The organism is Streptomyces sp. LaBMicrA B280 (genome assembly GCF_049222185.1).
In the GTDB taxonomy this organism is placed as follows: Bacteria; Actinomycetota; Actinomycetes; order Streptomycetales; family Streptomycetaceae; genus Streptomyces; species Streptomyces murinus.
In genome coordinates this window covers 23988-35657 of record NZ_JBMJCT010000025.1, presented here as the reverse complement: position 1 = coordinate 35657, position 11670 = coordinate 23988, and the positions used below count along the sequence as shown (strand labels likewise).

General features: G+C 71.0%; 11 protein-coding genes. 5 read left to right on the top strand and 6 right to left on the bottom strand.

Going from position 1 to position 11670, the window contains the following annotated elements; translation table 11 throughout:
• Positions 1–47 precede the first annotated feature (47 nt).
• From folB to ACLF5H_RS22385, 3 genes are all read left to right on the top strand, one after another.
• Entirely contained in the window at positions 48–407 is a 360-nt protein-coding gene (gene folB, locus ACLF5H_RS22395; RefSeq protein WP_161218225.1) for a dihydroneopterin aldolase, read from the top strand.
• Entirely contained in the window at positions 404–1015 is a 612-nt protein-coding gene (gene folK, locus ACLF5H_RS22390; RefSeq protein ID WP_361682747.1) for a 2-amino-4-hydroxy-6-hydroxymethyldihydropteridine diphosphokinase, read from the top strand. Before folB ends, folK begins: the two co-directional genes overlap by 4 nt.
• 80 nt (positions 1016–1095) lie before the next feature.
• Positions 1096–1587 carry a DUF3180 domain-containing protein gene (locus ACLF5H_RS22385; protein WP_037660358.1) on the top strand — a complete coding sequence of 164 codons (492 nt, stop codon included), beginning with the start codon at positions 1096–1098 and terminating at the stop codon, positions 1585–1587.
• Positions 1588–1623: 36 nt separating this feature from the next.
• Here the strand turns inward: ACLF5H_RS22385 and folE are convergent, their stop codons facing one another.
• The 6 genes from folE to dacB form a co-directional block, all read right to left on the bottom strand.
• Entirely contained in the window at positions 1624–2229 is a 606-nt protein-coding gene (folE, locus tag ACLF5H_RS22380; protein ID WP_421677801.1) for a GTP cyclohydrolase I FolE, read from the bottom strand.
• Positions 2230–2354: 125 nt separating this feature from the next.
• Positions 2355–4394: an ATP-dependent zinc metalloprotease FtsH gene (ftsH, locus tag ACLF5H_RS22375; RefSeq protein WP_421677842.1), complete on the bottom strand. Its 2040-nt coding sequence runs from the start codon at positions 4392–4394 to the stop codon at positions 2355–2357.
• A gap of 219 nt (positions 4395–4613) precedes the next feature.
• Positions 4614–5174 carry a hypoxanthine phosphoribosyltransferase gene (hpt, locus tag ACLF5H_RS22370; RefSeq protein WP_037660361.1) on the bottom strand — a complete coding sequence of 187 codons (561 nt, stop codon included), beginning with the start codon at positions 5172–5174 and terminating at the stop codon, positions 4614–4616.
• A 90-nt stretch (positions 5175–5264) separates the two neighbouring features.
• Entirely contained in the window at positions 5265–6332 is a 1068-nt protein-coding gene (tilS, locus tag ACLF5H_RS22365) for a tRNA lysidine(34) synthetase TilS (protein WP_421677800.1), read from the bottom strand.
• Between the two features lie 192 nt (positions 6333–6524).
• Positions 6525–7625, bottom strand: coding sequence for a zinc-dependent metalloprotease (locus tag ACLF5H_RS22360; protein WP_421677841.1), 1101 nt, complete (start codon positions 7623–7625; stop codon positions 6525–6527).
• 145 nt (positions 7626–7770) lie between these two features.
• Positions 7771–9324 carry a D-alanyl-D-alanine carboxypeptidase/D-alanyl-D-alanine endopeptidase gene (dacB, locus tag ACLF5H_RS22355; RefSeq protein ID WP_421677799.1) on the bottom strand — a complete coding sequence of 518 codons (1554 nt, stop codon included), beginning with the start codon at positions 9322–9324 and terminating at the stop codon, positions 7771–7773.
• A 79-nt stretch (positions 9325–9403) separates the two neighbouring features.
• Here dacB and ACLF5H_RS22350 point away from each other — a divergent pair, with 79 nt between their 5' ends.
• Both ACLF5H_RS22350 and ACLF5H_RS22345 read left to right on the top strand, forming a co-directional pair.
• Positions 9404–9895 carry an inorganic diphosphatase gene (locus ACLF5H_RS22350; RefSeq protein ID WP_037660367.1) on the top strand — a complete coding sequence of 164 codons (492 nt, stop codon included), beginning with the start codon at positions 9404–9406 and terminating at the stop codon, positions 9893–9895.
• Positions 9896–10009: 114 nt separating this feature from the next.
• Positions 10010–11665 carry a threonine/serine ThrE exporter family protein gene (locus ACLF5H_RS22345; RefSeq protein ID WP_421677798.1) on the top strand — a complete coding sequence of 552 codons (1656 nt, stop codon included), beginning with the start codon at positions 10010–10012 and terminating at the stop codon, positions 11663–11665.
• Positions 11666–11670 lie beyond the last annotated feature (5 nt).

Here is an 11670-nt window from a genome sequence, read left to right as displayed (position 1 = left end):
GCACGCGGTACGACCGGTCGTTCCCGACGATTGCAGGAGTGATTCGCGTGGATCGTGTCGCGCTGCGCGGCCTGAAGGCTCGCGGGCACCATGGCGTGTTCCCCAGGGAACGCGAGGAGGGCCAGACCTTCCTCGTGGACCTCGTCCTGGGCCTGGACACCCGGCCGGCCGCGGCCGACGACGACCTGACGAGGACCGTGCACTACGGCGTCGTGGCCGAGGAGGTCGTGGCCGTGGTCGAGGGTGAGCCGGTGAACCTCATCGAGACCCTCGCCGAGCGGATCGCCCAGACCTGCCTGAAACACGAAGGGGTCCAGGAGGTCGAGGTGTGCGTCCACAAGCCGGACGCCCCGATCACCGTCCCCTTCGACGACGTGACCGTCACCATCACCCGGAGCCGAGTATGACCCGACCTTTCGTCCAGGGTCACAGTGACCCGACCGTCCAGCCGGTGCCCGCCTCGGTCGTCGAGCGGGTGGACGCCGCGGACACCACCCTCCAGAACCCCAAGTGGGCCGTGATCTCCATCGGTTCCAACCTCGGCAACCGCCTGGAGACCCTCCAGGGCGCCGTGGACGCGCTGGAGGACACGCCCGGCGTCCGCGTGAAGGCCGTGTCGCCGGTCTACGAGACCGAGCCGTGGGGCGTCGAGCCCGGCAGCCAGCCGTCGTACTTCAACGCCGTCGTGGCCCTGAAGACCACCCTGCCGCCGTCCTCCCTGCTGGAGCGGGGCCATGCCATCGAGGAGGCGTTCAACCGCGTCCGCGACGAGCGCTGGGCGCCGCGCACCCTGGACGTGGACATCGTCGCCTACGCCGATGTCACCTCCGACGACCCGCAGCTGACCCTGCCCCACCCGCGCGCCCACGAGCGCGCCTTCGTGCTCGCGCCCTGGCACGACGTGGACCCCGGCGCCCAGCTGCCCGGCCGCGGCGCGGTGGCCGAACTGCTCGCCGTCGTCACCCGTGAAGGTGTCGAGCCGCGCGCGGACCTGGAACTCCGACTGCCCGAGTAGTCGTTAAGGTCAACGACGACTCCGCAGTCGATCATCCGGGCATCATCCGGGACCCGGTCCGGGGGAACTGAAGGGACACCGTGAGAGAGCTGCGCATCAGGGTGCTGGTCGGCGTGTTCGTCGTGGCCGGCATCCTGTCCTGGGCGGGCGCCCGCCTCTGGAACTCGATCGGGACCCTGCCCAGCGTCCCCCTGGCCGCACCCGTCGTGCTCGCCCTGATCGCCGTGGTCCTGCTGGCCACGGCGCTCTCGCTGCGGGCCCGCTTCAAGGCCCAGCGCGAGCGGCGCCCCGGCGCGAAGGGCGTCGACCCGCTGATGGCCGCCCGCGCGGTCGTCTTCGCCCAGGCCAGCGCCCTGGTCGCCGCCCTCGTCGCCGGGATGTACGGCGGCACCGGCGTGTTCCTGCTGGAGCTGCTCGACCTCCCGCCGCGCCGCGACCAGGCCTTCTACGCCGGTTTCTCCGTCCTGGCCGGACTTGCCGTCATAGCGGCCGCCCTCTTCCTGGAGCGCGTCTGCAAGCTCCCCGAGGACGACGACCAGGACCACCACCAGGGCGCGGAACCGGCGGCGTGACCGCCGGTCCCCCGGACCCTGTGCCGAAATCCCGGCTCAGCGCGCCATGATCAGGCTCATGGCCTCGTTGCGGGTCGCCGCGTCCCGCAGCTGACCGCGCACCGCGGACGTTATGGTCTTGGCGCCCGGCTTGCGGATGCCGCGCATCGACATGCACATGTGCTCGCACTCGACGACCACGATCACGCCCCGCGGCTCCAGGATCTCCATCAGGGAGTCCGCGATCTGCGTGGTGAGCCGCTCCTGCACCTGCGGCCTGCGGGCGTAGACGTCCACCAGGCGGGCCAGCTTGGACAGGCCGGTGATCTTCCCGGAGACCGACGGGATGTAGCCGACATGGGCGACGCCCCGGAACGGCACCAGGTGGTGCTCACAGGTCGAGTACACCTCGATGTCCTTGACCAGGACCATCTCGTCATGGCCCAGGTCGAACGTCGTGGTGAGCACGTCCTCGGGCTTCTGCCACAGACCGGCGAAGATCTCCTGGTACGCCCGCGCCACCCGGCCCGGCGTCTCGCGCAGCCCCTCGCGGTCGGGGTCCTCACCGATGGCGATCAGCAGCTCGCGTACGGCGTTCTCGGCGCGCTTCTCGTCGAACTCGCCGACGGGGCGCTCGCTGTCCAGCGTCACCGGGTCGGTCATCTGGGTGCCTCGTTCCTGTCGTCCCACGTGCGTGCATACGAAAAATGCCGCGCCCCCCAGGCTAGAACCTGGGGGGCGCGGCGTTCATTCCGGGCCCGAGTGGCCGGGAAGCGACCGCGGTGCGGTCAGCTCTCCGGGCGCTCCTCCGGGGTCTGGTCCGTCACGGGGGCGGACTCGGTGGCGGTGGACTTGACCGTGCTGATCGCGGCGGTCGTGCCGTTCGCGCCGTTGGTCAGTGCCAGCTCCTTGGGGGAGAGCACCGGCGGGCGGGTGGACGGGGTACGACGCGAGGAGCCGGTCCAGGCGGGCCGCGCCGGGCGCTTGACGATCGAGGAGAAGACCTCGGCGATCTCCTCCTTGCCCAGCGTCTCCTTCTCCAGCAGCTGGAGAACGAGGTGGTCGAGCACGTCGCGGTTCTCGACCAGGATCTCCCAGGCCTCGTTGTGCGCGGTCTCGATGAGCTTCTTGACCTCTTCGTCCACCAGCGCGGCGACCTCTTCCGAGTAGTCGCGCTGATGCGCCATCTCACGACCGAGGAAGGGCTCGCTGTTGTCGCCGCCGAACTTGATGGCGCCGAGCCGCTCGGTCATGCCGTACTGGGTGACCATCGCGCGGGCCAGGTTGGTGGCCTTCTCGATGTCGTTGGCGGCACCGGTGGTCGGGTCGTGGAAGACCAGTTCCTCGGCCGCCCGGCCGCCCAGCATGTAGGCGAGCTGGTCGAGCATCTCGTTGCGCGTGGTCGAGTACTTGTCCTCGTCCGGCAGGACCATGGTGTAGCCGAGGGCGCGGCCGCGGGACAGGATCGTGATCTTGTGCACCGGGTCGGAGTTCGGCGAGGCCGCCGCGACCAGGGCGTGACCGCCCTCGTGGTACGCGGTGATCTTCTTCTCCTTGTCCGACATGATCCGGGTCCGCTTCTGCGGGCCCGCGACCACGCGGTCGATCGCCTCGTCCAGCGCCTGGTTGTCGATCAGCTTCTGATCGCTGCGCGCGGTGAGCAGCGCCGCCTCGTTGAGCACGTTGGCCAGGTCGGCGCCGGTCATGCCGGGGGTACGGCGGGCGACGGCGGCCAGGTCGACGTCGGACGCGACCGGCTTGCCCTTCTGGTGGACCTTGAGGATCTCCAGACGGCCCTGGAGGTCCGGCGGGTCGACGGCGATCTGACGGTCGAACCGGCCGGGACGCAGCAGCGCCGGGTCCAGGATGTCGGGCCGGTTGGTCGCCGCGATCAGGATCACGCCGCCCTTGACGTCAAAGCCGTCCATCTCGACCAGCAGCTGGTTGAGGGTCTGCTCGCGCTCGTCGTGACCACCGCCGAGGCCGGCACCGCGATGGCGGCCGACCGCGTCGATCTCGTCCACGAAGACGATCGCCGGGGCGTTCGCCTTGGCCTGCTCGAACAGGTCGCGGACACGGGAGGCGCCGACACCGACGAACATCTCCACGAAGTCCGAACCGGAGATCGAGTAGAAGGGCACCCCGGCCTCGCCCGCGACGGCACGCGCCAGCAGGGTCTTGCCGGTACCCGGGCGGCCGTAGAGCAGCACACCCTTGGGGATCTTGGCGCCGACGGCCTGGAACTTGGCCGGCTCCTGGAGGAACTCCTTGATCTCGTGGAGCTCCTCGACGGCCTCGTCACAGCCGGCGACGTCGGAGAAGGTCGTCTTCGGGGTGTCCTTGGTGATGAGCTTGGCCTTGGACTTCCCGAAGTTCATGACCCGGGAGCCGCCGCCCTGCATCTGGTTCATCAGGAACAGGAAGACGACGACGATCAGAACGAAGGGCAGCAGGGAGAGCAGGACACCGACGAACGGGTTCTGCTTCGACGGCGCGACGGTGTAGCCGTCCGGGATCTGCTTGTCCTGGTACTTGGTCTGCAGGTTGTTGGCGAGCTGGACGCCCTGGTCGCCGATGTAGCTCGCCTGGATCTTGGAGCTGCCCTCGACCTTCTGGCCGTCCTTGAGCGTGACCTTGACGGTCTGCTCGTCGCCGGTGGTCAGCTTGGCCGACTGGACCCTGTTGTCATTGATCGCCGCGACGACCTGGCCGGTGTCCACCGACTTGTAGCCGCCGGACGAGCCGACGACCTGCATCAACACGACCACGGCAAGGACGGCCAGCACGATCCACATGACCGGCCCACGGAAGTATCGCTTCACGTCCATCCATACGGAGCGGTGCCGCCCCGTCCCTCCTGCCATAGTGAGTTTGATAAGACAGTTCTTCCGACGGTACCCCAGCCTTGGCGCCCGAAGCCGCGCGAAGCCGCTTCGAGAGCCGGGAAACCCGTCTCTGCATGCTTCAACGGCACGGGGCCCGCCGGGGTTCCCGATCACCTCGCCGGGCTTGGGCCGAGTGGCTCAGCCCATGTGCCCGGTTCGGTGTCAGCCGCCGTAGACGTGCGGCGCGAGCGTACCGACGAACGGCAGATTGCGGTACTTCTCGGCGTAGTCCAGGCCGTAACCGACGACGAACTCGTTCGGAATGTCGAAGCCGACCCATTCCACGTCGATGGCGACCTTGGCGGCGTCCGGCTTGCGCAGCAGGGTGCACACCTTGAGGGAGGCGGGCTCACGCGAACCGAGGTTGTTGATCAGCCAGGACAGCGTCAGACCGGAGTCGATGATGTCCTCGACGATCAGGACGTCACGGCCCTTGATGTCGGTGTCGAGGTCCTTGAGGATGCGCACGACGCCGGAGGACTGGGTGCCCGCGCCGTACGAGGACACGGCCATCCAGTCCATGGTGACCGGGGTGGACAGCGCCCGCGCGAGGTCGGCCATGACCATGACCGCGCCCTTGAGGACGCCGACGATCAGCAGGTCCTTGCCCGCGTACTCCGCGTCGATCTTCGCGGCCAGCTCGGCCAGCTTGGCGTCGATCTCTTCCTTGGTGATGAGCACCTTCTCGAGGTCGGCACCCATGTCTTTCGCGTCCACCCGCATCACTTTCGGTCGTCCCGCACTTACGGCCGCAATCACGGCCTCCGGCTGCCCCGTGCCGGCCGCCGGAGGGTCGCTCCGGACGGTCGGGATTCAGCCTTGCCGAATCACCAGTCTGCCACCCTGCCGCTGGGCGACGACCCTGCCCGGGAGATTGATGGCTCCCTGGCCGCGCCAGCCGGTGATCAGGCGGTCGACTTCCTCGATGTGACGGGCGAACAGGGAACCGGCCGGGGCGCCCGCCTCGATGGCGGCGCGGCGCAGGATCCGGCGGCGCACGGCGGGCGGCAGGGCGTAGAGCTTGGCGCACTCCAGCAGTCCGGCGGCGTCCCGTACGGAGGCCTCGGCCTGGCTGGCCCAGGAGTCGAGGGCGTCGGCGTCGTCGCGCGAGAGCTGGGCGGTGCGGGCGAGCGCCTCGACGACGCCCTTGCCGAGGGCCTTCTCCAGGGCGGGCAGGCCCTCGTGGCGCAGCCGGGAACGGGTGTAGGCGGGGTCGGTGTTGTGGGGGTCGTCCCAGACGGGCAGGGACTGGACCATGCAGGCCTTGCGGGCGGTCTGCCGGTCGAGGTGCAGGAAGGGCCGCCGGTAACGGCCGCCGGCCCCCGAGACCGCGGCCATTCCGGACAGGGAGCGGATGCCGGAGCCGCGGGCGAGGCCCAGCAGGACGGTCTCGGCCTGGTCGTCGCGGGTGTGGCCGAGCAGGACCGCGGCGGCGCCGTGGCGGTCGAGCGCGGCGTCCAGGGCGGCGTAGCGGGCGTCCCGGGCGGCGGCCTCGGGGCCGCCGTCGCGGCCGACGTCGACGGAGACGGACTCGACGGGGTCGAGGCCGAGGCCGCGCATGCGCAGGGCGACCTCTTCGGCGCGCAGGTCGGAGCCGGGCTGGAGGCCGTGGTCGACGGTGATGCCGCCGGCGCGCAGGCCGAGCCGGGGGGCTTCGAAGGCGAGGGCGGAGGCGAGGGCCATGGAGTCGGCGCCGCCGGAGCACGCGACGAGCACGAGGGGGCTCTCGGGCGGGGCCACCAGGGTGGTTCCGAGCGGGGAGGGGAGCCGCTCGGCCAGCCGGTCCGGGCGCTCGCCGGAGGTCGGGAGGGTGTTCAGGATGTCGTGGAGGACGCGGCGGACCGCCAGGCGTATCGCCGCGACCGCAGGATGGGGACCCATTGTCCGGTTCCCTTCATGAAGTATCCGGGGGGTGAGCCCGATTCGGTCACTCAGAGTGTGTAGATGGTGACAGAAGCGGGCCGTTCCCCGAGCATCGCACGCCTACGCATGACTCACGGTCCCTCGGACGGGTGATTGGAGGGGCGTTCGACTGCCGTCGGCCGGATTCGATTCACGACCCCGGCGTGCGTTTCACGACTCGGCCTTGCGGTGCACCCGCGCGACCCAGTCCGCCGGTTTGGCGATCTCCGCCTTGGTGGGCAGGGTGTTGGGCGAGGTCCACACCCGGTTGAAGCCGTCGACGCCGACCTGGTCCGTGACGGCGCGCACGAAGCGTTCGCCGTCCCGGTACTGCTTGAGTTTGGCGTCCAGGCCCAGCAGTTTGCGCAGGGCCTGGTCGAGTCGGGAGGCGCCCTTGGCGCGCCGCTGCTGGAATTTCTCCCGGATCTCGGCCACGGACGGTACGACGCTCGGGCCGACCCCGTCCATCACATAATCGGCGTGGCCCTCCAGCAGGGACATCACGGCGGTGAGGCGGCCGAGGATCTCGCGCTGGGCGGGGGTCTGCACCAGCTCCACGAAGGAGCGGCCGCCGTCGTCCTCCTCGGTCTCGGGGCGGCCCCCGGCGAGGGACTGGGCGGCCTCCCGGATGCGCTCGAGGAAGGTCATGGGGTCGACGTCCGTCTCCGCCAGGAAAGACTGGATCTCGCCCTCCAGGTGGTCACGCAGCCAGGGCACGGCCGTGAACTGCGTGCGGTGGGTCTCCTCGTGCAGGCAGACCCACAGGCGGAAGTCGTGCGGTTCGACGTCGAGTTCGCGCTCCACGTGGACGATGTTGGGCGCGACGAGCAGCAGGCGGCCGCCGCCGTTCGCACCGGCGGGCAGATCGCGGCCGGCGGGGGCGAAGGTCTCGTACTGGCCGAGGACGCGGGAGGAGAGGAACGAGAGCAGCATGCCCAGTTCCACGCCGGTGACCTTGCCGCCGACGGCGCCGAGGACGGCGCTGCCCGGGGTGCCGCCGCGGCGTTCCTGCATCTTGTCCAGGAGCGGTTTGAGGATCTCCCGGAAGCCGGCGACATTGGCCCGGACCCAGCCGGGGCGGTCGACGACGAGCACGGGGGTGTCGTGGCTCTGCTCGGTCTCCAGCCGGGTGAAGCCCCTCACGTGCTCCTCCGAGGCCTTCGCGTGCCGCCGCAGCTCCGCGACGACGGACCGGGCCTCGTCACGCGAGACGTCGGGGCCGGGCCGTACGAGCCGAGTCGCGGTCGCCACCGCGAGGTTCCAGTCGACCATCCCGGGGGATGCGGTGCCTCCGAAGCCTGTCATGCGTCAACGGTACGTGAGCGTTACCACTTGGGGCAGGCCGTGGGCACCGGGATCGGCGGGACACCGGGTCGCCGCGGGCCCGCCAAGGTGCGGCGGCGGGGGCTCCGCCGGGTCAGCCGCAGCCGCACGCGGACAGCGCCGTCGCCGTCTTGTCCAGGGCCGACTGGGCGGCCATCGGGTCGGTGGTGCCGGAGGCCAGGAAGGCGAAGGCGAGCAGTCGGCCGTCCTGGTCGACGACCGTGCCGGCCAGGGTGTTGACGCCGGTCAGGGTGCCCGTCTTGGCGTGCACGAGACCGGCCGCGCCGTCGGCGTAGCGGGCGCTCAGCGTGCCGGTGAAGTGCGCGATGGGCAGGCCGGTGAGCAGGGGGCGCAGACCGGGGTGGCCGGGGGTGCCGGCCTCGACCAGGATCGCGGTCAGCAGGCCGGCCGTGAGCCGGTCGTCGCGGTCGAGGCCGCTGCCGTCGTGGAAGGCGGCGCCGGTGAGCGGCAGGCCGAGCTTCCGCAGCTGCCCGGCGATCGCCTTCGCGCCCCCGGCGAAGCTGCCGGGCTGCCCGCTCGCGAGGGCGGTCTGCCGGGCGAGGGCCTCGGCGATGTCGTTGTCGCTGTTGGTCAGCATGCGTTCGACCAGGGCGGACAGCGGCGGCGAGGAGACGCTCGCGACGGACTCGGCGGGTGCGGCGCCCTTGGCCGGGGCGGGGCCGGTCGTGTCGACGCCCGCGGCCCTGAGGAAGCCCGCGAATTTCCGCGCCGCGTCCTGCGCCGGGTCGGCGACCCGGCGCACGGGTCCGCTGGCGGAGCCGTCGGTACGGCCCTCGTCGGCGACGAGGGCGCTGACCGGGGCCAGGTTGTCGTTGACCCCGATGGGGTGCAGGGCGGGACCGGCGTAGAGCGTCGTGTCGTACGACAGTGCGATCTTGTGGATGCCGCGTTCCCGTAGCGCCTTCGCCGTCCGCGTCGCCAGGGTCCGCAGGCTCGCCCAGCCGTCGGCCTTGGCGTGCGCGGTGAGCGTGGGGTCGCCGCCGCCGACCAGGACGAGTTCGCTGGTGTCGCCCCGGAGCGCCGTCCGGGTGGTGAAGCGGTGGTCCGGGCCGAGCGCGTTCAGCGCGGCGGCGGCGGTGGCGAGCTTGGTGGTGGAGGCGGGCGTGAGCCCCTTGTCGGGTCCGACGCTGTAGAGCCGCTTGCCGGTGGCCGCGTCGACCACCACCGCGGTGTGGCCCTCGCCGAGCGCGGCGGAGCCCAGGAGCGGCCCCAGGACGTCCGCCAGGGCCGTGCCGCCGGCCGCCGGGGCCTGCCGGGTGTCCGCGGGGCCGCTCTTCCCCCACACGACGCTCTTCCGATCTTGATCTGCGCCACGTGCGTGCTCCAGGGCGGTCGCCCGGTCCCGCTCGGCCGTACGCTGACCGGTGGCGTCCCACGGCCCGGACAGGGTCACCACGCCGGCGGCGAGCACCAGGCCGGCGGTGGCGGCGCCCGCGGTGTAGCGCAACGTGCTGAGGGAACGCGGACGGGGGAGGTCGGCGAGCAGCGGTCGTACCGTGGAAATCAGGCGTGTGACCTGCGGCTTCGCCGTTCTCACGGCGTGCGCGAGACGCGGTCGTACGGCGCTCGCGATCCGCCTCACCCGCGGTCCCGCGGCCCGCCAAGGCCCGAGCTCCGGCACGACCACCAGCCCCTTTCGCGATCACACACCTGCGTGAGGGACACTTAATCACCAGAACTATGTGCTGATCATGAAGGAGCCACCGGTGGAGTTCGACGTCACGATCGAGATCCCGAAGGGTTCGCGCAACAAGTACGAGGTGGACCACGAGACCGGTCGGATCCGTCTGGACCGTCGCCTCTTCACCTCGACCGCTTACCCGACCGACTACGGATTCGTCGAGAACACCCTCGGCGAGGACGGCGACCCGCTGGACGCGCTGGTCATCCTTGACGAGCCGACCTTCCCGGGCTGCCTGATCAAGTGCCGCGCGATCGGCATGTTCCGGATGACGGACGAGGCGGGCGGCGACGACAAGCTGCTGTGCGTGCCGGCCACCGACCCCCGGGTGGAGCACCTGCGCGACATCCACCACGTGTCGGAGTTCGACCGCCTGGAGATCCAGCACTTCTTCGAGGTCTACAAGGACCTGGAGCCCGGCAAGTCCGTCGAGGGCGCCAACTGGGTGGGCCGCACGGAGGCCGAGCAGGAGATCGAGCGGTCCTACAAGCGCTTCAAGGAGCAGGGCGGTCACTGACCCCCGGTTCGCGAAACGGGCCGCACGCTTTTGTGTGCGGCCCGTTTGCATGCCCGCCCGCGGTGCATGCGCATACTGAGGCCAGCGGAAGGTGTCGTTCAGGGACGGTGCGAGGTGACGGAGGCGGACGACCGCAAGCCCCGGTCGGACGAGGCGCGGTACGACCCGGAGATCACATCGGAGTTCGCCATCCCCAAGGGACTCGACGTCCCGAAGACGGGGGGCGAGCCGGAGACGACCTCCGAGTTCCAGGTGCCGCAGGGGCTGCTCACGCCGCAGCCGCCGGCCGGGGAGCCGGAGGGATCGGCGTTCAGCACGCCGAGCACGTACGGCCCCCAGGGCGGGTTGACCGCGTTCACACCGGCCACCGGGGTGCCCCTGGTCAGCCTGGTCAAGGACGCGCCGTGGCAGGACCGGATGCGCACCATGCTGCGCATGTCGGTGGCGGACCGGCCCGCGCCCGAACCGGTGCAGCACGAGGAGGAGAGCGGCCCGGCCGTCCCGCGCGTGCTGGACCTGACCCTGCGTATCGGTGAGCTGCTGCTGGCGGGCGGCGAGGGCGCGGAGGACGTGGAGGCCGCGATGTTCGCGGTGTGCCGGTCCTACGGCCTGGACCGGTGCGAGCCCAACGTCACCTTCACCCTGCTGTCGATCTCGCACCAGCCGTCCCTGGTCGAGGACCCGGTGACGGCCTCGCGGACGGTACGGCGCCGGGGCACCGACTACACGCGGCTGGCGGCCGTCTTCCGGCTGGTGGACGACCTGACCGACCCCGAGACCCATGTCTCCCTGGAGGAGGCATACCGGCGGCTCGCGGAGATACGGCGCAATCGGCACCCCTACCCCGGCTGGGCGCTGTCGCTGGCCAGCGGTCTGCTGGCGGGCGCCGCCTCGATACTCGTCGGCGGCGATCTGATCGTGTTCTTCGCGGCGGCGGTCGGCGCGATGCTCGGCGACCGGCTCGCCTGGCTGTGCGCGGGCCGCGGGCTGCCGGAGTTCTACCAGTTCACGGTGGCCGCGATGCCGCCGGCGGCGATCGGGGTGGCGTTCGCGCTGGCCCATGTGGACGTGAAGGCGTCCGCGGTGATCACCGGTGGGCTGTTCGCGCTGCTGCCCGGACGGGCGCTGGTGGCGGGCGTCCAGGACGGCCTGACGGGCTTCTACATCACCGCCTCGGCCCGTCTCCTGGAGGTCCTGTACTTCTTCGTGGGCATCGTCGCCGGGGTGCTGCTCGTCCTGTACTTCGGCGTGAAGCTGGGCGGCAAGCTCAACCCGGAGGCGGCGCTGCACATCTCCGAGCGGCCCCTGATCCAGATCGCGGCCTCCATGCTGCTGTCGCTGACCTTCGCGGTACTGCTCCAGCAGGAACGGTCCACCGTGCTCTGGGTGACCCTCAACGGAGGCGTCGCCTGGAGCGTGTACGGCGCGATGCACTACGTCGCCGACATCTCGCCGGTGGCCTCCACGGCCGTCGCCGCGGGCCTGGTCGGGCTGTTCGGACAGCTGCTGTCCCGCTACCGCTTCGCCTCCGCGCTGCCGTACACCACGGCCGCGATCGGGCCGCTGCTCCCCGGTTCCGCCACGTACTTCGGGCTGCTGAACATGGCCCAGAACAACGTGGACAAGGGGCTGGTGTCGCTGGCCAACGCGGCGTCGCTGGCCATGGCGATCGCGATCGGGGTCAATCTGGGCTCGGAGATCTTCCGGCTGTTCCTGCGGGTCGGCTCCCCCGGGAAGCGCCGGGCGGCGAAGCGGACCAGGGGGTTCTGAGCGGC

Coding starts and splice junctions, on each gene's coding strand:
- folE (WP_421677801.1), bottom strand. CDS start 2,229: ATGACCGACCCGGTGACGCTGGACAGCGAGCGCCCCGTCGGCGAGTTC.
- hpt (WP_037660361.1), bottom strand. CDS start 5,174: ATGCGGGTGGACGCGAAAGACATGGGTGCCGACCTCGAGAAGGTGCTC.
- tilS (WP_421677800.1), bottom strand. CDS start 6,332: ATGGGTCCCCATCCTGCGGTCGCGGCGATACGCCTGGCGGTCCGCCGC.
- folK (WP_361682747.1), top strand. CDS start 404: ATGACCCGACCTTTCGTCCAGGGTCACAGTGACCCGACCGTCCAGCCG.
- ftsH (WP_421677842.1), bottom strand. CDS start 4,394: ATGGACGTGAAGCGATACTTCCGTGGGCCGGTCATGTGGATCGTGCTG.
- ACLF5H_RS22360 (WP_421677841.1), bottom strand. CDS start 7,625: ATGGTCGACTGGAACCTCGCGGTGGCGACCGCGACTCGGCTCGTACGG.